The 22,577-nt window shown below is 58.1% G+C and carries 19 protein-coding genes; 12 read left to right on the forward strand and 7 right to left on the reverse strand.

Going from position 1 to position 22,577, the window contains the following annotated elements; all coding sequences use genetic code 11:
- Position 1: 1 nt before the first annotated feature.
- The 8 genes from R1T46_RS05320 (at position 2) to R1T46_RS05355 (ending at position 9,249) form a co-directional block, all read left to right on the forward strand.
- Complete coding sequence (locus R1T46_RS05320; protein WP_317307585.1) at positions 2–3,610, forward strand: hypothetical protein; 3,609 nt, start codon at positions 2–4, stop codon at positions 3,608–3,610.
- Entirely contained in the window at positions 3,607–4,626 is a 1,020-nt protein-coding gene (locus R1T46_RS05325; protein ID WP_317307586.1) for a hypothetical protein, read from the forward strand. Before R1T46_RS05320 ends, R1T46_RS05325 begins: the two co-directional genes overlap by 4 nt.
- A 54-nt stretch (positions 4,627–4,680) precedes the next feature.
- Complete coding sequence (locus tag R1T46_RS05330; RefSeq protein WP_317307587.1) at positions 4,681–5,124, forward strand: DUF4124 domain-containing protein; 444 nt, start codon at positions 4,681–4,683, stop codon at positions 5,122–5,124.
- Positions 5,112–5,960 carry a DNA ligase gene (locus R1T46_RS05335; protein WP_317307588.1) on the forward strand — a complete coding sequence of 283 codons (849 nt, stop codon included), beginning with the start codon at positions 5,112–5,114 and terminating at the stop codon, positions 5,958–5,960. Before R1T46_RS05330 ends, R1T46_RS05335 begins: the two co-directional genes overlap by 13 nt.
- A 203-nt stretch (positions 5,961–6,163) precedes the next feature.
- On the forward strand, positions 6,164–6,487 hold the full coding sequence (locus tag R1T46_RS05340; RefSeq protein WP_036211199.1) for a YqjD family protein: 324 nt from the start codon (positions 6,164–6,166) through the stop codon (positions 6,485–6,487).
- Positions 6,488–6,489: 2 nt separating this feature from the next.
- Positions 6,490–6,999: a hypothetical protein gene (locus tag R1T46_RS05345; RefSeq protein ID WP_075195614.1), complete on the forward strand. Its 510-nt coding sequence runs from the start codon at positions 6,490–6,492 to the stop codon at positions 6,997–6,999.
- Between the two features lie 71 nt (positions 7,000–7,070).
- Entirely contained in the window at positions 7,071–8,390 is a 1,320-nt protein-coding gene (locus tag R1T46_RS05350) for a glycerophosphodiester phosphodiesterase family protein (RefSeq protein ID WP_317307589.1), read from the forward strand.
- Positions 8,391–8,670: 280 nt separating this feature from the next.
- Positions 8,671–9,249 (forward strand): porin family protein, encoded by a 579-nt coding sequence (locus R1T46_RS05355; protein WP_036211188.1) that lies wholly within the window; start codon positions 8,671–8,673, stop codon positions 9,247–9,249.
- A gap of 73 nt (positions 9,250–9,322) precedes the next feature.
- Here the strand turns inward: R1T46_RS05355 and cysK are convergent, their stop codons facing one another.
- Genes cysK through R1T46_RS05370 form a run of 3 tightly spaced genes read right to left on the reverse strand, consistent with a single transcriptional unit; the run spans position 9,323 to position 13,276 of the window.
- Entirely contained in the window at positions 9,323–10,294 is a 972-nt protein-coding gene (gene cysK / locus R1T46_RS05360; protein ID WP_075195618.1) for a cysteine synthase A, read from the reverse strand.
- A 47-nt stretch (positions 10,295–10,341) separates the two neighbouring features.
- On the reverse strand, positions 10,342–12,093 hold the full coding sequence (locus R1T46_RS05365) for a diguanylate cyclase (RefSeq protein WP_317307590.1): 1,752 nt from the start codon (positions 12,091–12,093) through the stop codon (positions 10,342–10,344).
- The gene (locus R1T46_RS05370) at positions 12,077–13,276 is read right to left on the reverse strand and encodes a transporter substrate-binding domain-containing protein (RefSeq protein WP_317307591.1); all 1,200 of its coding nucleotides are present in this window, start codon (positions 13,274–13,276) and stop codon (positions 12,077–12,079) included. Before R1T46_RS05370 ends, R1T46_RS05365 begins: the two co-directional genes overlap by 17 nt.
- Positions 13,277–13,321: 45 nt before the next feature.
- Here R1T46_RS05370 and R1T46_RS05375 point away from each other — a divergent pair, with 45 nt between their 5' ends.
- Positions 13,322–14,146 (forward strand): spermidine synthase, encoded by an 825-nt coding sequence (locus R1T46_RS05375; protein ID WP_317307592.1) that lies wholly within the window; start codon positions 13,322–13,324, stop codon positions 14,144–14,146.
- On the opposite strand, the gene R1T46_RS05380 is transcribed toward R1T46_RS05375, so the two are convergent.
- Positions 14,139–14,579, reverse strand: coding sequence for a methylglyoxal synthase (locus tag R1T46_RS05380; protein ID WP_007154894.1), 441 nt, complete (start codon positions 14,577–14,579; stop codon positions 14,139–14,141). The genes R1T46_RS05375 and R1T46_RS05380 overlap by 8 nt on opposite strands.
- Before the next feature lie 89 nt (positions 14,580–14,668).
- Between R1T46_RS05380 and R1T46_RS05385 the strand changes: the two genes are divergently transcribed.
- Positions 14,669–15,457 carry an ATP-binding protein gene (locus R1T46_RS05385; RefSeq protein WP_036211178.1) on the forward strand — a complete coding sequence of 263 codons (789 nt, stop codon included), beginning with the start codon at positions 14,669–14,671 and terminating at the stop codon, positions 15,455–15,457.
- Between the two features lie 8 nt (positions 15,458–15,465).
- On the opposite strand, the gene R1T46_RS05390 is transcribed toward R1T46_RS05385, so the two are convergent.
- The 3 genes from R1T46_RS05390 to pdsR all read right to left on the reverse strand — a co-directional run bounded on the left by R1T46_RS05390 (position 15,466) and on the right by pdsR (position 19,588).
- Positions 15,466–16,776, reverse strand: coding sequence for a DUF3422 family protein (locus R1T46_RS05390; RefSeq protein ID WP_036211175.1), 1,311 nt, complete (start codon positions 16,774–16,776; stop codon positions 15,466–15,468).
- Positions 16,777–16,858: 82 nt separating this feature from the next.
- Positions 16,859–18,883, reverse strand: coding sequence for an ATP-binding protein (locus tag R1T46_RS05395; protein WP_228210012.1), 2,025 nt, complete (start codon positions 18,881–18,883; stop codon positions 16,859–16,861).
- 3 nt (positions 18,884–18,886) lie between these two features.
- A complete protein-coding gene (pdsR, locus tag R1T46_RS05400) occupies positions 18,887–19,588 on the reverse strand; it encodes a proteobacterial dedicated sortase system response regulator (RefSeq protein ID WP_036211169.1) in 702 nt (233 codons plus the stop codon).
- A 213-nt stretch (positions 19,589–19,801) separates the two neighbouring features.
- Here pdsR and R1T46_RS05405 point away from each other — a divergent pair, with 213 nt between their 5' ends.
- Entirely contained in the window at positions 19,802–21,958 is a 2,157-nt protein-coding gene (locus R1T46_RS05405) for a marine proteobacterial sortase target protein (protein WP_317307593.1), read from the forward strand.
- Entirely contained in the window at positions 21,955–22,566 is a 612-nt protein-coding gene (locus R1T46_RS05410) for a class GN sortase (RefSeq protein WP_317307594.1), read from the forward strand. Before R1T46_RS05405 ends, R1T46_RS05410 begins: the two co-directional genes overlap by 4 nt.
- Positions 22,567–22,577: the final 11 nt, after the last annotated feature.

The following is a 22,577-nucleotide window of genomic DNA, read 5'->3' on the forward strand; positions in this document are numbered from 1 at the left end:
GATGTCTGAAACCACGTCTACCCAAACAGCAGGAAGCTGTGGCCCGGCCTGCGAGGGCGAATCGTTGATCATTGAGGTGATAGGAAAAGATCACCCTGAGGGGCATGCCTTCCGGATCTATGACGAAAGTGATAATGAGCAGCAGGAATGGTTAGAGAATCAGGGGCAGGTTGAGGATCTGGATGAGTCGATGCTGACTATCTGGCCATGGAAAGGACAGACAAACCGTAACATCTGGCTTGATATTGAGGCTCGGGAAGGCGCTCCCATCCGCGTTCCCCTGTTCAACGGTGTTGCCAGCACCCCGCGTCAGCTCGAGAGACAGTGGAACCGAATATGGCCAGTAGTTCCCCTGGCCATGATAAATGATCCGGACCCGGAACCCGGCCAGTCTGCCGGTAACGTTGTTCCGGTCAGGCCTGGTTTCATCTACATCTTCCGGAACGGCACACTCTGGCGCGAAATTGAGGTTCGCAATGGGGAAGCAGGTGCCCCGGAGTTCTGTGATGTCCGCCTCGCGGATTACCTGGAGCCGGGCTCGTCGGGCGTCACCGATGATCACCGTGACGTCGCAGGTAAACCCTTGCCCGGAATCTGGTTGCCTGTGTGTCACATGAATAACTCCGTCCTGGTCGAGTTTCAGATGGCCTTCTCGGAAGTGCAACTATCTGCTGAGCGTATTACTTATCTGGAACTAAACAATGCAGCCCGGCAGCAACGATGCCAGACACTGCGAGGCCCGGAACCCCCGGTTTCCCCGCTGGATTCTACCGAGCAGCAGATGACGGCGGGCGGTTTGGTTTCCCTTACACCCCTACCGCCAATGCGACTGAGGGAGTCGGAGCTGGAGCAACGTCTGCCTCGCCCTTGGAATCAGGTTTACAATCTCTCCGGTACCCATGCCAGTAACCTGTTCAGTCAGGCTAGGGAAGAATTGCAGGCTTTTGGCACCGGTGGGGCTTCTGCGGAAGAAGCCTGGGAAGCTGCGTACTATAGCGATGCCCCCCTCCGGGGAGCGCCTGCCGCCCGGGCTGATGCCCTGTTAGCAGGATCAGAACCCGATTCCATTAATACTGAACTCTGGCAAGCACTCGATACCTCGGAAGATGCCTTGTCATCTGCAAAGGAAAACCACTACGCAGGCGTAATCCTGGAGGACCGCCTCTTTTCTCTGCGTCATCGCCTTACCCAGGCACTGGAAGCGCATCGTCTGCTGACTGGCCTGCTGGAGGCGGTTGGTCAAAAACCTCATAGTGATAGCGCCCAGCTCGTATACCGACTTATGGGGCCGGAACGATTGGGAGGGCAGGACAACCCCTTGCATGTCCACTTGAATGAAATAGACTCTAGCCGATTCGGCCCTCTGCACACCCATCTGCTGACCGCACAACGCCAGCTTGCCCGGGAAGAACTCGCCGAAGCTCAGAAACAACTGGCAGGGCTGGTTCGGCAAACTGATAACCAGATTGCTATGGCGGATCTGTTCAGCCTCTCGAACGCTGACTATATCGAAGGTTTTTCCGTTACCCGAGACCTCTTCCTGGCGTTGGCGCTGGATCCCGACGGTATCGATCATCTGGCCCGCGCCGAGTCCACCAGCGAAGCGCAGGTACAGGATGCCAACGACCTGGTCCTAAAGATCGTTGAAGAGGGCAGCGACCAACCACTGCATCGCATGTTGTTCCCATCTGAGGAATCACAGGGGCCTGACGGCGTAGCTCATGGAAGCGCCGCAAAGGGAGAATGCGGTGATGGCCGATGCCGCCCGGCAGACTTGGAGAGATTACCCGACCAACCACCTAAAATGGATGAGGTGCAGACCCTGACGGCAGCGGCACTGGCCGGTCTGGCGAAGACCGATGCTATTGATCTGTCCTCTGAAGCGAAACGCTGGATGGCCGCCGTCGGCGCGACCCTCGACGGGATCGACAAGCATGTCCGCGCCCTGGCCAACCGGCTGAAATCCCAGGCCTACAGACTCGACAGCCGGCTATATGGTCCACTGTTGAGAATGGCAAAGGCTCGCGATCCCTCACTACTTGGTAGCGTGCAGTTGGTGGCCCGAAATGCGGTCCCCCAGGGTTGGATTATCCTCGGGTTACGTGACCCGGCCTCCGGCCTGGAGATGGGGCTAACCGAAGCCGACCGTGAATATGCCCACAAAATCAACGGCCACCGACGTTTCTACGGGGAATACCTGGACTCTGATGGCAACCCCTTGGCAAGTACCAGAAAATCCAATATTCCGGACCTCACCGGGACCGCCGAAGCCCGCGAAGTGAGAGTCTACGCTGCCCCCGAAACCTCGGAGGTGGTCCGGGCGCAGCGGGATATGAAACGGATGAAGCGTTGGGATGATTTTTTTAGCAGAATCAGGGTGCCTTATCTGGTATTGGTCCTTGAGGGGCATAATATTTGGAATGAATTCAGTCTTCTTAAAAAAGTCGAGGCTCAGAAAGGTCTAACTCGTGCAGGGTTCGGAGTTGTAAGCGCAGGATTAGACTTAATATTTGCAGGAACTATTGCTGTTGAGCGGCTGAGCATGGACCTTAAAATCTGGGGTCAAATTTCTTCCAAGTTGGGAGAGAAAGCGTTCCAAACCACCAGCCCCGTTTTCCAACGAGCATTGCCTTCACTTGCTCGGGCAATACCAGCAGTTGTTACAAAACGCATGCTCGGTGGCCTGATTACCGCTGGACTCACTATTACTGTCTCACTACTGGACATGGCCCACGAATGGGATACTGGCGACATTGACTCTGCAGCAGCCTATGGTGCTTCAGCGGTCGGTGGAGGCATGATGGTGATGGGAGGGCTGATGATGGCCAAGATGACCGAGGCTGGAATCGCACCGATTCTGTTGGGCCTGGGGCCTTGGGGTTGGGTTCTGGCTGGAGCCACGGTCGCTATTGGCGCCGGGTTGCTGGCCACAATGCTGAACGACCCGCCTCTAGTCGACTGGCTGAAGCGTAGCCCATTTGGCCCGGAACAAGACGATGCTTATCCCCATCTGGCGGACAATCCGGAAGAAACCTATTACCGACTGGTGAACTTGTTGGCAAAGCCACGCATTACGATTGAAACGGTCAATAACCTGCACGCTAAACTAGCAGGAGAAGGCTACGCCATCGATGCAGGGCAGGAGAGAAAGCTTGCAACCATCAACACCGTTGTACGGGTTGAAAATAATCTTGCCGCCATGCTGGACTCAGCCATCCTTACCATTGCCATGCGACCGGTAACGGTTACGCGTACTCCCACCCGCCGAGGACTGAGAACGCGACGGGAGATAGCCGAAGAATCACCGCAGGTGATACTTGAACAACCTATTCCCAGTGGTAAGGCCTGTTACCTTGCGCTGCCACCGCGGGAAACCTTTAAAACCACTTGGGGCCAAGAGGGCGTAAGAACCCGTGAGGTAGTGGTCCGTGCGCAATGGCAGGGTAGTGTGGAATTTGACGAAACCTGCCGTAACATGGTCTTTCCCGCCCCGGAACTGCACGACAACACCACCTTTGATCTGGTTGCTCACGGTGAGCCGGACTTCAGCGAGACTCGCCGGCGTTTCTGGGCGGATGAGCAGACTCATAAATCGGAGGAAACCACATGACGGCCATCCAGGAGGATTCCGGCTACGCTTCAACTGCGTATCGCAGCAATCGGAAAGCTCTGGAGCCAAGAGAACCCGACCAGCAAAGCGCCCTGTTCCATAAGACTTGGACCATGGGGCCGCCGTTACCGAAAGGTCCCCTCTCTGGAGTGTTTCCTCACAGCTTTCTGCAAACTTGGGGCCCAAAGGAAGTTAGAGAGGACGATGAGAACCTCCGTCGCTTCAAATCCGAGGCTGAGGCTGGGGGAGAGCCACTTGATCCAGTGGGCTGGATTAATGACGAAAGTATACGCTATGCCTCTCTGCCCAAGGTGAGTTGGGTGCTATTGTGGCTCCAGCATGGGGGGCGCCTCACATCCCTGTGGCTATTTCCATTTTTCATATTCGCTTGGTCGGTTTTGTGGTTTATGGAACCTGAGCGGGATTCTTTTTCACAATTCTTTTCAGATGGAATACTCCCGACACTACTATTCTTTTTCCTACCCTTACTTCTCTGCTGGGGCATTGGCAGATTCCTCGAGATCAAGTATCCAAAAGTTGTCTATCAGCAACCCAAGGGCCCTCTGTGGGAACTCAACCGCCGCACTGGCATGGTCACCCTCTTCAAGGACCCGGAGAAGGAAGGTCAGTCCGGCGAAATACGGGGCGAGGCCCCATTCCATGAATGGGACGGCTACCTACTCAGCCTGCCAGACCATCAGGGCAATATCTGGTATCGGCTGGTACTGGTCCACAAAACGCAGGAGTGGGCGCTGCCCATGAACCAACTATTAGCCGCCACGACCAATAGGGAAGACGTACTCGCATACTGGGATCTGGTCCGCCAGTACATGGACGTCACCAAACCATTACCAGATATTCCATTGTTTGAAGCCTACCGTTACCTCGACCCAACTACCCGTTCGCACGATGAGAAAAAGGGAAGAGATCCTTTATACTGGCGTAATATGAGCGAGCAGGACTACGAAGCGTTCAAACGTAAAAACCGCACCGCTCTGGCTGGCCACTCATGGTAGTCGGCAAAGCACGTTTCAGTGAAGAACCACTAATATCGTAATGGATAGTTACCCATGAAAGGACTCCTAATCCTCCTCTGCCTACTAACCACCCAAATCACCCAGGCCGGTACCTACCGCTGGGTCGATGAAAACGGCCAGACTCACTTCGGGGACCGGCCGCCGGTGAACGCAGCCTCGGATGAGGTAACACTGAAAGCCCCCGCACCGTCTTCCGATACCGATGCCCGTGCGCGCAAGCAGCGGATGAACGAATTCCTCGAGCAAACCGAGCAGGAGCGGGCAGAGCGCAATAAAGCAAAAGCACAGCAGGAGGCGAAAGCGGTGAAGCATGAGGCTATGTGTGAGTCGTTGCGTTCACGTTTGAAGTATATGAAAAGCGTATCGGGGATTTACCGGCTGAATAATGACGGCGAGCGAGTGTTTGTCGACGATGAGGAAAACAAGCGTATCCGTCAGGAGTTTCGTGCCAAGGTACAGAGTGAATGCGGCGCCTGATTGCGTTCTGGTTTGTTTTTGCTCTCGTTGCAGCGTTCAACGCCCATGCAGAACGACCGGAACTGGCGCTGGCTGGCGTCTATGAGGAGGGCGTTGCCCTCAATGATTACTGGGTAAGCGAGAAACTGGACGGTGTTCGGGCCTATTGGGATGGTGAGCGATTCTGGTCCCGGGGTGGCAACGAGTATCGGGCGCCGGACTGGTTTACCGAGGGCTTTCCTGATGTGCCCATGGACGGCGAACTTTGGATGGGACGAGGCCGATTTTCGGAGTTGTCCGGTGCGGTTCGACGGCTGGAGCCGGTAGATCCGAGCTGGCGCCAGATCCGGTTTATGGTGTTTGATCTTCCGGCGCTCGATCAGCCCTTTTCTGAACGTATTGCGGCTATGGAGGCGTTATTGCAGCCATCACTGTCGCCATTCCTGGCCATGGTCGTGCAACGTAAGGCCGCGGATCATGAGCGTTTGATGTCGGCGTTGGACAAGGTGGTGTCCGAGGGCGGCGAGGGTTTGATGCTGCGGCGCGGCGGCAGTCTTCATTCAGCGGGCCGCTCAGATGACCTATTGAAGGTGAAGCGTTATGACGATGCCGAGGCGGTCGTGGTGGAGCATCTTGCCGGCAGAGGAAAATACGAAGGCATGCTCGGATCGGTGCGGGTAAGACGGGATGATGGGCGACAGTTCCGCATCGGCACCGGGTTCAGTGATAAACAACGAGAGAGCCCACCGCCGATTGGAGCAACCATTACCTATAAATATTACGGCTTCACGTCGACGGGCCTTCCACGGTTTGCCAGTTTTCTTCGAGTTCGCGATGACGAACCCACGGCGCCTTGAGTTACCCCGCTGAATTACGAGGTCTTCACATGGCGCCCCGAACCTTGTGCTACAGTAAATCTAACCGTGGTTGTTCTACCTCTTTCCATGGTTGCTGAATAGCCGCATTGCAAGGACAGTTTTTCAAGCGGTGTTCAGTGAGCAGTGTGTATCGTTACCACAAGCCGAAATAGCAGTAAGGTTTACTGATAAGGAGGCAACAAATGGAAGCGAAATCCAGTCAGAACGAGTACGAGCAGGTCAGGCAAGATTTGCAGCAACTTCGCGAAGATCTCTCCAAGCTCACCAAAGCCGTTGCTGATGGGCAAAAGAGCAATATCAGTAGTCTTCGTGATGAAATTCGCCGGGAAAGCCGTGAGGCCTTTGATCAGGTCCGGCAACGCGGTGATGAGGCCTTCAACCGTGCCCGGGATGCGAGCAGTAAAGCGGTGCACGATGTTGAGCACAAAATCGAGGAGCGGCCGTTCCTGAGTGTTGTGCTCATGTTCCTCGCAGGCTTGTTGGTTGGCCGGTTGCTGGATCGCTGATCATGCCCGATTCCGCCTGGTTACAGGGCGTCTTGCGCAAGGCAGTCGCGGCCATCATTGGTTTTATGCTGGCCTTTGTGTTGCTGGTCGCCCTGTTGATTACCGGTTTTTACATGCTCGTCAATGCCGCCATGCTGGCTTTATCGCCCGTGATGGGGGAGGCCGGCGCCATGGCGGTGACGGGCATGTCCTGCCTGTTGTTGCTGGCGTTGTTTTTCTATCGAATGACTCGTCCGGCTACGTCCAAGAAAACCGCCAGTGCCGCCGGTGAGGGTGATGACCAGCCTTCCACGTCACCAATCGATGCCATCAGAGACCTTGTCCGCAACAATCCACTGGAAGCGGTGTTTGCGGCATTTACTCTTGGTGTGGTGGAGCAGGGTGATCCTCGCCTGAAGTCACTGCTGTTGCAGGGCGGCATGGTCCTGATGAAGGAAGCTGAGGCCGAGCAGGCTCGAGACAAAGACAAAACGGACTCACGGGAAAGTGGCACGGACGCGCCAGTCACATGATCGTCACCTGAGCGTAACCCCCCGCGCCGACAATAGCCGTGCAGTACCATTCATTGCACAGGGAGCTTGTTATGAAGTTACGCACGTTACTGGTTATGGCATTACTGATGTCTCTATTCTCTGCCGCCCATGCGGCACCGGATTGGCATGGCAAGGAGGATCGTTGGACTCCGCCAGGCCTTGAAAAATGGCACGACAAGTGGCCGGATCTGAAGGACAGACATCACCGGGGTAAACGCGAGGTCCATCTGGGGCCGCGCCCGTTCTGGCTGGTGGAAGACATGGATGAGGGGCGCCTGAAAGACCGGCTCCAGTCCTGCCGCGCCGACAAAATCCGTCCTACGGATTTCTCCATCGGCCATCGGGGTGCGCCGTTGCAGTTCCCGGAACACACGCTTGAATCCTATGTTGCGGCTGCCCAGATGGGTGCTGGCATCCTGGAGTGCGATGTTGCCTTTACCAAGGATCGGGAGCTGGTTTGCCGTCACGCACAGAATGATCTCCATACCACCACCAACATCGTGACGATTCCGGAACTGAACGCCAAGTGTACGCAGCCGTTTGTCCCGGCGGACCCGGCAAGTGGCACTGAGGCGCAGGCAGAATGCCGCACCAGCGATATCACGCTGGAGGAGTTCAAGTCACTGGAAGGCAAGATGGACGCCTTCAACCCCATGGCAACCACGCCGGAGGAGTACCTGGAAGGCACGGCAGACTGGCGCACGGAGCTTTACAGCAGTCGCGGCACCCTGTTGACCCATAAAGAGAGCATCGAACTCTTTAAACGACTGGGTGTGAAGTTCACGCCGGAACTGAAAACGCCGGTGGTTGAGATGCCCTATGAGGGCGACTACAGCCAGGAAGATTACGCCCGCCAGATGATTCAGGATTACGTTGAAGCCGGCGTGAACCCGAGGGATGTCTGGCCGCAGTCGTTCCTGCTGGATGATGTACTGTTCTGGGTCAATGAAACGCCGCGGTTTGGACGACAGGCTGTGTTTCTGGATCAGGAACCGCTGACACCGGAAAATTCCTCCCTGGCGTGGATGGAAACCCTGTCGGCGCAAGGCGTGAATATCCTGGCCCCCGCGCTGTGGAAGATGTTGACCCTGGATGGCCACCAACAGATCGTGCCGTCAGAATACGCTGAAAACGCCAGGGCGGCGGGCCTCGATATGATCGCCTGGACGGTCGAGCGTAGTGGTCCATTGGCCAATGGCGGTGGTTGGTATCACCAGACCATTACCGACGCCATCAATAACGACGGCGACGTGTTCAACGTGATTGATGTGCTGGCCCGGGATGTTGGGGTCATTGGTGTCTTCTCGGATTGGCCCGCCACCACCACCTTCTACGCCAACTGTATGGGATATGCTGGCAGAGGTCACTGACCGTAGATGCGCGCCTCAGTCATCCGTCTGAGGCGCGCAGATTTCGCATAGTTGGCAGATCTGGCCGCAGGCCTTCCGATGTTTGCAACAGGGTTGTGCCTCGAAAAGTTGTCATCCCGACATTAACCAACATGAAATGAAGGTGAACAGACCGTATTGCGCATTTAACCCACATCCCGCTAATTTGGAGGTAGCCTGAGTTGAGGTAATCGGTATGAAGCTTTACCGGTTGATCCAGCAGGAAATCAGTTATTTCCGAACTCAGAAGGATGGATGCGATATGAGCTATAAATCCGGTTTTGCCTATGTAACGGTTCTGGCCTCGGCCATGCTGGCCGCCCCGGTTGTATCAGCCCAGGACAACACCGATCGCGACAGCTCCGGTGTATATCTGAGCGGCAGTTATGGTGGCTACAAAGCCCATGGTGGCGAGTTTGATGATGAAAACGATCTGTTCGGCGTGGGGCTGGGCTACCAGTTCAACCAGTTCTTCGCCCTGGAAGCCGAGTACATTGATTTCGGCAACTTTGGCGACGATGACGTCGATGGCAAGTTGAAGGGTACTTCCCTTGGCCTGATCGGGCGGCTGCCTTTGACAGATACCTTTGGTGTTTATGCTAAGGCTGGCGCATTTGCTTCGTCGTTCGATGTAGACGCGTTTGACGAAAGTGAGACCTACGATGAGGTCAATCCATTTGTCGGTGCCGGTGTTGATTTCCGGGTCACCGAACAGTTGACGGCGTTTGCGGAATACAACCGCTACAACGTTGATATCGACGAAGACGACTTCAATGGCCAGGTCACCAATGACGGGCCGGACTTCGATACCGGTCGTGTTGGTATGCGTTTCCAGTTCTAACGTAAGTACCTGAAAAACCCGGGGCGGTTCTGGCCCCGGGCTTTTTATCAGCTTCTCTGCAATACCTACCGTATTACTGAACGTTTTCCAGCTCGCCAAACCGCTCTGCGAACAGCGCTGACGACAGGTAGCGCTCGGCGGAATCCGGCAGAACCACCACGATATTCTTGCCCTTGAATTCCGGCAGCTTTCCGATTCTGACCGCAGCCACAACCGCTGCACCACAGGAAATACCACAGAGGATGCCTTCCTCCTGCATCAACCGGTGCGCCATGTCCATGGCGTCCTGATTGCTGACTTTTTCCACCCGGTCCACCAGGTCCATGTCCAGGTTGCCCGGAATGAAGCCGGCGCCAATGCCCTGGATCTTGTGGGGTGCTGGTGTTTGGTCCTGACCGCCGCGGGCCTGAGTGATGATTGGCGAGTCTTCCGGCTCCACGGCAACGGTGGTGATGGCCTTGCCTTTGGTATTGCGGATGTAACGGGTTACGCCGGTCAGGGTGCCGCCGGTACCAACCCCGGAAACGAAGATGTCGATGGCACCGTCGGTATCGTTCCAGATTTCGGGCCCGGTGGTGTCCTCGTGGATGCGGGGGTTGGCCGGGTTCTCGAACTGCTGTGGCATGAAGCAGTTGTCCGGGTCTTCAGCAACGATCTCTTCGGCCTTGGCGATGGCGCCTTTCATGCCCTTCGCCGGCTCCGTAAGCACCAGTTCCGCCCCCATGGCCTTCAGTACTTTGCGGCGCTCAAGGCTCATGGATGACGGCATGGTCAGTTTCAGCTTGTAGCCTCTCGCAGCAGCGACGAAAGCCAGCGCGATGCCGGTGTTACCGCTGGTGGGCTCGACGATCGTCATGCCGGGTTTGAGAGCGCCACGCTTTTCCGCATCCCAGATCATGGCGGAACCGATCCGGCACTTCACGGAATAGGCCGGGTTGCGCCCTTCAATCTTGGCCCAGATGGTGGCCCCTTCGTTGACCCGATTAAGCTTGACCAGCGGGGTGTTGCCGATCGACAGCGAGTTGTCTTCGTAGATCTTAGCCATGGTGTCGTCTCCTTTGCGTTTTCCCTGTCGCAAAAGGATAGCATCAGCTAGCCCCGTCTGGCTGCCTGATCTTCAGTGGTCAGAGCTTCCAGGCGGTTGCGGCCGTTTTGCTTGGCGAGATACAGCGCCTTGTCTGCCAGCCGAAGGAATTCCGCCGGCACCGTGTCCTTGCCGGGTGTGCCAGTGGCCAATCCAATACTCACGGTAAAGCGGATCTGTTCGTCGTCGCAGCAGGTGGCTTGCCCCGCCAGACCCTCGCGGAATGCTTCCAGCCGCGAAACCAGCTCATCACGGTCGCTGAAGCTGGTGAACATCACAAACTCCTCACCGCCGAACCGGGTAAGGCGGTCTGTGTCACGCCGAAAGTGAGAGCGCATGGTATCTGCCAGCGCCACCAGACAACGGTCGCCCGCGTCGTGGCCGTAGGTGTCGTTGATTTCCTTGAAATGGTCCGCGTCCACCATCGCCACGGCAAAGCCGGCTCCGTGTCGTTGACACCAATGGAAGCTCTTGCTGAACTCACGGTCGAAATAGCTGCGATTGCCGATCTGGGTCAGGTCGTCTGTTACGCTGAGATGCGCAAGGCGGTCATTGGCCGCAGCGAGTTCATGATTCAGGCGCCCGAGTTTGCGGTTCCAATAGAACAGCAACCCCAAGAGCACCACGGCACCCATGATGAGCTGGAATACCAGGGTGTAGTCGACGGTCTGTTCCAGTTTGAGTCCTGCCCATTGTTGTTCAATGGTTTTAAGCTCCGCTTCCGTCAGGCTGGACACCAATTTTTGCATGATGTTGAAGAGTTCGGGCTGGTCATTTCGGGTGGCGACTCCCAGGGTCCAGTCTGCGGGAATTCGCCCGAGCACTTTCAGGTCCGCCAAACCCAGCTCCTGCATGTTGTAGCTGGCGGTGGACAGAGTGCCAAGGTACCCCGCCAGCTTCCGTTCCTGAACCATGAGCAGTCCGGTTTGTTCGCTGGGCACTTCCACCAGATTGAGGCCGGGATTGGTTGTCCTCAGCAGTTCCAGAAAAGCGTAGTCCTTAACCACGCCGACCGGTCGGTCCCCCATGTCGTCCAGTGTATTGATGTAGGGGGCTTCCACACGTCCCAGAAGCACGCTGGGAATCTGGATATAGGGTTTTGTGAAATTCAGGTATTCAAGCCGCTCCGGTGTTTCCATGGCCATGGAAAGCATGTCGCAGTGTCGGTTTTTGACTGCCTCTATGGACTCGGACCAGCTGTCTACGGGAAGAGGGGTGAATGTGATATTGGAACGATTCGCAAACAGGGCGAAGATGTCGGCGGAAATACCGAGGTGTTTATCGTTTTCGCTGAGGCCCTCCAGTGGCAGCCAGTCAGGGTCTACGCAGATGGTCAGTTGTCGGTTGCGGTCGGCCAGCCAGGCCTGTTCGGCATCGGAGAACGTTAACGGGCCGGTGGCCGGTGTCCGGTTACGACGGGCGGAAGCGCCAAGCCAGCGATTCTCGATAGTGCGCATTTCCGTTGGGCTGATGGCCTCCAATGCGGCGTCCATTATAGAGGCGAGCGGCTCAAGAGCGGGACGCACGCCAAAACGCAGGTCTTCTCCCGGCATGCCATCAAGGGTCATTTCGCCGGCAATAACCACTCCGGCAATGCGAAGCTCCCTCACCCAGTAGTTTCCGTTTGGCAGGGCTGCCAAGGCAACGTCGACGGAGCCCTCAGCCAGAGCCTGGAACATGGCCTGCTGGGAGGTGAAAGCGAACACATTGTCGCCCAATGCATCACGAAGGGGCCTCTCGTAGTCAGATGCCTGAACCAATAGCGACCTTCAGTCCCTGCAAGTCCGCTGGTGATTTGAATGCCAGATTCTTATCCAGAGTGAAGGCGACGTTGGGAATGATGTGGTAGGGCCGGGTGAACCGTATGAACGCTTCGCGCTCGTCGGTTTTCGAGATATTGGCCATGATATCGATGTCACGATCCATAAACCGGGGGTACAGTTCCGACCATTGTCCCGGCACCGGTACGATTTGCAGGCCGGTCAGATCCGATATCCGGTTCAGCACGTCAACGGACAGTCCTTGCAACGCGTCAGCGTCGTGAAAACTGAAGGGCGCATAGTCACTCATAAAGCCCACCCGTACCGGGCCGACCTCACTGATGTAGTGCTGATGGGCATCACTAAGGGTAAAACCCGACGATTCAGCAATGCTGGTCCCGCCGTATTCCTGCCACCGCTTGAACAGTTCCTCAATGCGCTCATCGGGAATGGCAGCCAGGCCGCTGCTGACCACGTCAAACAACTCATCGTTTGATTTCAGAACGCCAAGTCGAAAGTCTTCTTTCGACCATTCTCCCAACGGTGCGGGGCCAGCAATCTCCAAAAACCGGAAGCCGGCCTCGTTAGCGTAGTAGTTCAGGGTCAGTTCAGGACCGATGATGCCGTCCACCCAGCCAAAGGCCAGTGCCCGAACCAGGCCGGGAATGGAATCGTAGGTGACGAGCGACAAGCCCGCCGTTTCAAGTGCATCGCGGAAATAAGCGTCACGCACAACGCCAATACGGTAGTCACTGAGGGATCCCGGGGAATCAATGTCTTTGAGCGGGTTGGCTGGGTCATGCATCAGATGCATCTGACGAATGTGGTACGGCTCGGTAAACTGTATGGTTCTGGCGCGGCCGTCGTTGTATGAAATTCCTTCGATAACGTCGATGTCGCCGCGCTGGAATGCGCCGAACACTTCGGGCCAACTGCCTGCCCGAAACTCAATGTCCAATCCTGACTGGCTAGCCACCTCCCGGACTATATCGATAGAGAAGCCGGAGGCTGTGCGGCCCGCCATGGACGTGTAAGGTTTGTTGTCGGCCACAATGCCAACGGAGATGGGTTCTTTTACAGAGGGCCAGGCAGGCATCGATAGGAAGGTGAGCGCCAGTACACCGAAAATGCTAGCAAGCAGTGTGATCAGAGATGGCCTTTGCCAGGCAATTACAGCGCTCATCGGGTGATTCACAATTCTGTGGTGATTAACTAGTGAGTGTAGTCGTTGGCGGGTTATTTGCCCAATGACGAGGTGATTCGTGGCCTGCGATTGCTGGTGCGTGATGGTAGGATGTTGCCACCTCAGTACGTTATGGGAACGACCATGGGCCTTTTGTTTGAACAGATCGACAGCCAACCCTCATCATTGGGAGAGATCACGCTTCGCCGCCGTCGCATTCCGGCGCTGGGTGACCGGGATATCTATGAGGTGAAGCTGGGTGAAGAGTTTCTCATGTCCAGCATGTTTGTGGACGCGGAAGTAGCCCTGGCGGACCTGGGCCTGAACGCCGTCGAGGGCGAACAGCTGAAGGTGGTGGTAGGCGGCCTGGGGCTGGGCTACACCGCGGAAGCGGCCCTCAAACATGAGCGCGTGAGCGAGCTGCTGGTCGTGGATGCCCTAGACACCGTCATCCACTGGCACCAGCAGGAAAAGGTTCCGTTGGGTAAAGTGTTGAATGCCGACCCACGTTGTCGCTATGTGCTGGGCAGTTTCTTCGATCTGGCGGTATCGGAATCCGGTTTCGATACCGAAACCCCGGGCAGGGTGTTTGACGCCATCCTACTGGACATTGACCATTCCCCCAGGGCCCTCCTGAACGAGTCCAATGCCAGCTTCTACAATGCTGAAAGCTTAGGCAGAATGGCGGCTCACCTGCGCCCTGGCGGCGTTTTCGCCATGTGGTCCAACGACCCGCCGGACGAGCCGTTCATGGACGTGTTGCGAACTCTGTTCACGGATGTGGATGCGAAGGTGGTGTCGTTCTACAACCCGTTCCAGAATCGGGAGTCCACCAACACGGTGTTCCTGGCCAGAAAGCCTCTCAGTTAACGGAACGGCCGGTGTAACTCGAAAAATCCGGCCTTTGCGGTTGGTGCTGGTCATCCGTCATATAGGCGGATGTCAGGATGAACTCTGCGGTGGCCCGGTTGCAGGCGACGGGAATGTTCCACAATGCAGCAATGCGTAGCAGGGCCTTGATGTCCGGGTCGTGTGGCTGGGGTTCCAGCGGGTCCCAGAAGAACACCAGCAGGTCAATTTCCCCTTCCGCGATCTTGGCGCCAATTTGCTGGTCGCCTCCGAGCGGGCCACTGAGCAGGCAATGGATGTCGTCCCGGCCCAGGTTTTCCTTGAGCAACCGGCCAGTGGTGCCGGAGGCGTAGAGTCGGAGGGAGGCAAAGCGTGTCTGGTTGTCGGCGACCCAGTCCACCAGTTCTCTCTTTTTGTTGTCGTGGGCGACCAGAGCGACGGATTTAACGGCCATTTGCGGTAAAGTCTCCTTTTTGGGGTGTGTCCGGTATAGGGCTCCAGTGTTTCATATTCGTGATAAACGCGGAACAGGAAATAGGTGTTATGTCGACAGATCACGCCATCAACTGGGCAGAGACGCCCGCCGCCGTGTGGCGCCGCCACCGTCAGGGTCTGAGGGCCATTCGGCGGCTCGACCCGGTGGGTTGGGCCGACCTGACCGGCATCGAGCGACAGCAGGCTGCCCTGGCCCGTAACACCGAGCGCTTCCTGGCCGGTGAACCCTCAAACAATACGCTGCTCTGGGGAGCCCGGGGCACCGGCAAATCATCGCTGATCAAGGCGCTGCTTAACCGGTATCGGGAGCAGGGGCTACGGATGATCGAGGTGGACAAGGACGATCTGGTGAACCTGCCGGAGATCGTCGACGACATCGCTGAATTGCCTTGGCGGTTCGTGATCTTCTGCGATGATCTATCGTTTGAAGTAGGTGAGTCGGGTTACAAGGCGTTGAAAAGTGTGCTGGAAGGCTCGCTCGAGCTGCCGCCCGAAAACGTCAGGGTGTACGCCACCTCCAACCGCCGGCACCTGATGCCGGAATTCATGGACGATAACCTGAAAAGCGAGATGCGCGGCGGCGAACTCCATCCGGCGGAGGCCATCGAGGAGCAGGTATCCCTGGCGGACCGGTTTGGGCTGCAGTTGTCGTTCTATGGTTTTCCCCAGGATGTATACCTGCAGGCCATTGATGCCCTGTTTCCCCAGGTGAGTGATCGCGAGGCGTTGCATCTTGAGGCCATTCGCTTTGCCACCAGCCGGGGTGCCCGTAACGGCCGCACGGCGCAGCAGTTCTACCGCCAGTTTGCCGGCGACCCGGATGCCTTTGGCCAGTAGGCAACTGGTTACTGTCGCCGCGCCAGCCTGATGAACCGGTGGTGAATCATCCGCACGCCGATGAACACCAGGCCCAGCACAACCGGTATGGCAATGCCCAGAACCAGCGAGGTGTTGACGTCGAATCCGGCGTCATCGGCGGACTCCAGCGCCAGCTTCAGCAGTGCCAGCAGGTAGTAGCTGATGACCACCACGGAAAACCCTTCCACTGTGTGCTGCATCATCAACTGGATTTTTGAGCGCCGGTCCATGGAGCTCAACAACTGTTGGTTCTGGCTCTGGATGGCCAGCTCCACCCGTGTACGCACCATGTCCGAGGCCCGGTCCACTCTGCGCGACAGGTCCTCCAGGCGTTCCTTCACCGATTCGCAGGTTTCCACCGCCGGTGTCAGCCGCCGGGTCATGAACTCGGTGATGGTGAGGTGTCCCGACAGCTCATCTTCCCGCAGCTCTTCCAGGCGGGTCAGCACCAGCTGGTGATAGGCCCGTGTCGCCGAGAAGCGAAAGGTGGCATGGGCGCGGAAGGCTTCGATGCGGGCCGCAATGTTGGTCAGATCCGCCAATACCTCACGTTCGTCGATGTCCTGGTTGTCCGCCAGGGACTGGGTTATCACCGCCAGTTGCTGGTCCATGTCGTTCAGCGAGGGTGTCATCTCCCGTGCCAGTGGCAGCGACAGCAATGACATCAGGCGATAGGTTTCGATTTCCATCAGGCGTTGGGTCAGCCGGCCGAGCTGGCTGTCGGACATGTCCCGGTTGAGAACCATGAAGCGCCCAAACCCATCACTATGGAGCCTGAAGGTGCCCCACACCCGGGCCTTCCCTTCCCAGGGGCTGCTGCCCACCAGTCGTTCTCCCTCGAACCAGTGGCGGATTTGCGCCAGGTCGGTTTCCGGGCCGTTTGAGGCTTGCTGCAGGTCAATATGGAAGGCGGCCACAACGGTGCCGGTGAGCTTCTCGAGCCATCCCTTGGGCAGCGACGAGATGCCGGTATCCTGGAAGGGCTGATGGTCGTCCCCAATACCCAGATTAATAAACGTGTAGGAGGCAAACTCCATGTGCATTTCACGCCGGATACGCAGGGAGCCAAAGGTGGCCTCGTAGCAGCTGACGTCCTCCCGCGGCTCGGGTTGCCCCAGCATGATATGCAGGTCCTGCCAGTGGCGGAACTGGTCGGCCCGCTGCTCCGGGGTGGTTATCAGGGCGATGTGGGTAACCTGTGCCGGGCATGGCAGCACGTGGAACGGGCGGGAATGGAGCTCGTTGTAGAGCTCTGCCCGAAGAGGGTGCAGATCCAGCTGTGTGAGCGGCGGGTTCAAGGCTTGGTCCTTTGACGACGATTGAGGGGCCTACAACGGAACAATAAAGGCTCGCGGGTCGTTCCGAAAGACGACTTGTGGCTTACGACTCTGGTCGCGGGCGGGACGGCAAAAGCACTGTAAAACGCACGCCACCGGTATCATCGCTGGCCATCACCTGGCCGTTGTGGTGCTCGGCAATCAACCTGACGATCAACAGGCCCTGGCCCAGGTGTCCTTCCTGATGGCCGGTTCGCACGGACACGAAGGGGCTGAAAATGTCACTGGCGAGGTTCTCCGGCAGAGCGGAACCTTCATTGAACACGCTCAGTTCCAGTTGTCGGGCGTTCTGCGTCAGCCGTATTTCAATGTTTCCCTGCTCTGGTGTGAAATCCCGGGCATTGTCCACCAGTTTGTCCAGAAGCTGCACCAGCAATTCCGGGGAACCGTGGCATAGACAACCGTTGGCCGGTCCGATGTAGTGAATACGGTGGTCGGGGTCCAGTTCCTGATAGGCGAGGGTGGTCTGGGAGGCGACTTCGGCCAGGTCAAAGGTTTCCTTTTCGGCGTGGTCAAAGCTTTGCTCCAGCCGGGCTGCCTCGCTCATCCCTTGTAGTATCTGGCTGAGACGATCCGTGGCGGAGCGGGCTCGTTCGATGTAACTGGCCTGATCATCCGGGTCTGTGGTTTGCCCCAGATTCTCCAGGGAAGAACGTACCACCGCCACGGGGGTTTTCAGTTCGTGGGACAGGCGCCGGGAGAAGCTCTCCAGATAGTCCGTGTAGCCCTGAAGGCGGTCCACCATTTGGCTGAATTGCCGTGACAGGTCGCCCAGTTCGTCCTTCGCTTTTGCGGGTGGCAGGGTGCCCAATACGCGGCCGTCGTCGTCAATGCTGGCGCTGACCGCTCGCTGCAGCCGGGTAATGCGCCAGGACAGCCAACTGGCGTAACCCAGCAGAACCAGCATCAGGCCGATGATCAATAACACGCTGCGGGAAATGACCGAGCCAAGGGTGCTGCCGGACAGCGCCAGCAATTGGTCCAGTGATTCTTCCAGTACCAGCGTCCGGCCATCGCCCAATGATTGTTTCACCAGCATGTAGGTGTCGCCTTCCCGGTGACGAACCAGCCCCTGTGATGGCAGTTCCCCAGCGTCCATGCGATGGGTTTCCGCATTCAGTGGTGAAGGCTCGGGCTGGTAGAAGCTCACCAGTGCCCGCAGGCCGTTCAGGCTGATGCGTTCCAGGATCTGCAGTGGGCTGAGGCTGTCGAATTCAGCCTCGTCGGTTTCGGAGTCGCGTGTCTGACGAGCGATCACCCAGCCGTCCGGCTCCAGGACCCAGGTGCCCTGGCCCGGAGCAATCATGGCCGCAAGTCGGTTTTCGAGTTGTGGCATTCGGGTGACGATGTGCGCCGAGGTGGGACCGGCAGAGACACGTCCATCACCGGTGGCTACCGGCTTTTCCGTAGGCCATGTCACCTGAAAACCAAGGCGGGACGAGGGTGCCGGACGCGGCATTCTCAATTCAGCCTGGTAGCCGTTGCTGACCGCCTGCCAGTGGCCGCTGATGCGATAGTCGGTTGCCCCTTCGCGCTCCGGGTCAATCGCATTGATGGCCCCTGGCGCCTGTGTTCGGATCAGGCGCCGCGTCGTGTGCTTATCGCCGATAACCTGGAGTTGGATCTGGTCATGGGGTTGGCGGGGTTTGCCGGGGTTGAAGAAGTCAGCGGTTCTGCCGCTGACACGAATCAGGAGGTAGAGATGGGTTTGATCGACGGCTGCCTGCCAGGATAACTCGGGTCCGTCTTTGTCGATGGCTTGTTGTGTGCCTTGCCACTGCTGTCGGGATTCTTCCTCATCATATCCGGGCCAGTCGTCGCCGTAGCCATCCAGATTCGGGCTGCGGGACAGGAGGTCGGCGTAGATAACGTTGGTACCCGCAGCAACCGTTGGGGTCTCGGCAAGTTGTTCCGCTGCAAAACCGGCCGTGCGTCCGGCCTGGCTCTGCAATTGACGAGCGGCCTGGTCACGCAGGGCCTGGTCCAGCTCCAGCACGAACTGCAGGCCCGCCCAGGGAATCAGCAGCATCAGCAGGCTGGCAATGAAGAGTTGGCGCTTAAGGGTCAAAACTCAGGCCTCATGGGCGTTCCAGCGGTAACCCATGCCGTAGGCGGTGTGAATGCCATCGAAGGCGTCGTCGATCTGCAGGAACTTTCGGCGTATACGTTTGATGTGTGAGGTCACCGTATTGTCGTCCAGTACCGTGCTGGCGGCTTCCATCAGTTGGTCGCGGCTGCGAACGTGGCCCGGGTGCTGAACCAGGGAATGCAGCATCCAGAATTCGGTGACGGTCAGGTCGATGGGCTGGTCATTCCATTCTGCCGTCATGCGGTCCACGTTTAATGCCAGGCGGCCACGGTGCACCACTTCATCCGGTTGCTTCAGGGCCTCGGCCCAGGCATCTGCCCTGCGCAGCAGAGCGGTAACCCGGGCCAGCAGGTGGTCCATGCTCATATCCTTGGTGACATAGTCATCGGCACCCAGTCGCAGGCCGTGAACGGAATCGATGTCGCTGTCGCGGGCGGTCAGGAAGATGATTGGCAGGGTTTTGGACAGGCTGCGCAGGTCCTGACACAGCGTAAAGCCGCCTTCGGGTTCATCGCCCAGTCCCACGTCGATGATGGCCAGGTCCGGCAGGGCGGTGCGCAATACCTGGAAGGCACTGTTGCGGTCACCATAGGCAGACACCCGGTATCCCCGGCGCTCGAACGCGTCACGGTAGTTTTCCCGGATGGCGGGTTCATCTTCAATCAGCACGATGTGTCGCTTCATAGCCTGCAACCATTCCCCTGTTTGTACGGGTTCCTATTTAACCATGGCCTGTGGCCAGAACAAGGTAAAGCAGAGGGTTTGCCACAATTCATCATTTTTTCATCGCCGGATCGCCAGATTGTGGCACCGGATCGCCGCTTCCATGGGCTGAAATAGTCGCCAGTTGCCACCAGGCGTGCTTTTTCAACCACAGTGATACAAGGAAGCGAAACAATGCTGTTGACCAACCTGGGACCCTATTCATCAACCGCCCCGAATGGCGGGCGGCAGATTGCCGGTAGTATGACAGGGAGCAAGATCTCCCCTCGGCTGCGACGCTGGCTGGAGGGCATTTCCCTGTGGCTGGCAGTGCTGCTTTTCCTGTTTGTACACCCGGTGTACGCAGAGGCCTCCGAAACTGGACGCGAAGGCGCCGGTGAGTTTCATTTTGTCGATGATGCCGGCCAGCGACTGGGCTCGGCAACCCTGTTGAACACAGACTACAACGTAACTGTCAGCGGTCTTATCGCCGACACCCGCTTGCGCCAGAGCTTCCGTAATACCAGTCAGCAGTGGCGGGAAGGCGTGTTCGTGTTCCCGTTGCCGGAAAATGCGAACGTATACGGCATGACCATGACCGCTGGCGAGCGGGTGATTGTCGGCGAGATTCACGAAAAGCAGGAGGCCAAACGCCAGTACGCCAAGGCGAAGGAGGAAGGCCGTAAGGTCGCCCGTGTAGACCAGCAACGGCCCAACCTGTTCACCACCCGTATGGCGAATATCCCCCCGGGAGAAACCATCACGGTTGAACTCAACTACCAGCAGGCGGTGCGTTACCAGTCCGGCGAGTTCGAACTGCGCCTGCCCACCACGCTGACACCGCGCTACATGCCTGGCCAGGCACTGGACAACGAGCCGGCGCAGTGGTCGGGTGGTTGGGCGTCGCCCACCACGGCAGTGCCGGATGCCGACCAGATCAGCCCGTTCACGGTGCGGCCCGACGATGTGGGCCCGGATAGCCATCGCGCAACCATTGCCCTGGAAATCAACGCCGGCCTGCCGGTAAGCCGTGTGTCGAGCCCCAGTCATCGAGTGACCAGTACCTGGAACGGCAACACCGTGGAGGTGGCGCCGGAATCCCGGGCTGTGCTTATGGACCGTGATCTTATCGTGCGCTGGGCGCCTGCCCGGGGTATGGAGCCCGCAGCCGCCGTTTTCCAGGAGCAGTGGCAGGGTGAGGACTACCTGCTGGCGTTAGTGGTGCCCGGCGTCAATGGAAAACAGCGCCTGCCAAGGGAGCTGGTGTTCGTGATCGACACCTCTGGTTCCATGGCTGGCGAGTCCATCCGTCAGGCCCGGCAGGCGTTGTTGCGGGGGCTGGAGACACTCGATGCCGATGATCGTTTCAACGTTATCCAGTTCAACAGTCAGACCCACTCACTGTTTATGGAGGCGGTTCCCGCCAGTGGCGACAACCTTGCCCGGGCACGTCGTTACGTGAAAGGGCTGAACGCCGATGGTGGCACCGAGATGGCCTCGGCTCTGGATGCCGCGCTTGAGATGACCGGTGATGGTGGCGAGGAGTCCCGCGCCAGGGTCAGGCAGGTGGTGTTTATTACCGATGGAGCTGTCGGTAATGAAAGCGCGCTCTTCGGGAAAATTCGTGATGGGCTGGGCAGCAGTCGGCTGTTCACCGTAGGCATCGGTTCTGCCCCCAACATGCACTTCATGCGTGAAGCTGCGCGCTATGGCCGCGGTACCTACACCGCCATCAGTGACCTGTCGGACGTGGCCCGCCCGCTGGACGAGCTGTTCGGTAAGATGGAGGCGCCGGTGTTGACCGATATCGCAGTGAGTTGGCCGGGCCAGGCCGCTGCAACCGAAGCCTTCCCTGACCGAATTGGCGATCTGTTCAGGGGGGAGCCCATGGTGCAGGTTGTGCGCGGCCTGCCGGCTGAAGGCGCACTCGACGTTTCCGGGCGTCTTCCGGATGGCAGTCAATGGCAACAGTCGTTGAGCCTCGAACAGGCCGCCAACGGCAAGGGCCTGCATCGTCATTGGGCAAAACAGAAAATCGATAGCCTGATGGACAGTGGGCTGACCGGCCAGATTGATGATGACGCGCGCCAGCATGTGATCCGTTTGGGGCTGGAACATCAGTTGATGACAAAGTACACCAGCTTCCTGGCCCAGGACAAAACCCCGTCCAGACCGTCTCAGGAGGCGCTGGAAACCGACAGCGTGCCCACACTGCTGCCCGCCGGGAGCCAGGGCACGATGTTGCGATACCCCCAGACTGCAACCATGTCTCCACTGCTGATCGCCATTGGCCTGATTGGGCTGATGTTCTCGGCCGCGATCACGCTCCTGAAGCGGAGGGTATACCCATGAACCGATTGATTCTCCTGTTGGCGACGACGTTCGCGACTGTCCTGGCGGTCGGCCTGTGGATTCCGTTCAAGGCCCTGGTGGCGCAGGAGCTTCTGGAGCTGGCCTGGGCTGAAAGCCAGGCGCGGCAGCAGGAAACCCGGCCCTGGCCCTGGGCAGACACCTGGCCAGTGGCCCGCCTGATGGTGCCTGAAACCGGCCAGTCACTGATCGTGCTGGACGGCGCGCACGGTGAAAGCCTGGCCTTTGGGCCGGGGCAGGTGGTGGGCAACGACGGCCGGGCGGGCCCGGTAGTAATTGCGGGCCACCGCGATACGCATTTCCGGGGGCTACAGCATCTGGAAACCGGCAGCCGGGTAAAGTTGCAGGATCGCGATGGCGACTGGCGTTCATTCCGGGTGGACCGTATTCGCGTTGTCGATAGCCGGCACGAGCAAATCAATACCGCACAATTGCCCAGGGATTCGCTGTTGCTGGTGACTTGTTATCCCTTTGATGGCCTTGAGAACAACGGTCCGCTACGCTATGTGGTGGAGGCCACAGCCGAGTCCCTGGTGACGACCAATCAAGCCGATAACGCCCTGGCCCGGGAGGCTGTTGCCGGAACCTGATTTTGGCGTAC

The organism is Marinobacter salarius, assembly GCF_032922745.1.
GTDB lineage: Bacteria > Pseudomonadota > Gammaproteobacteria > Pseudomonadales > Oleiphilaceae > Marinobacter.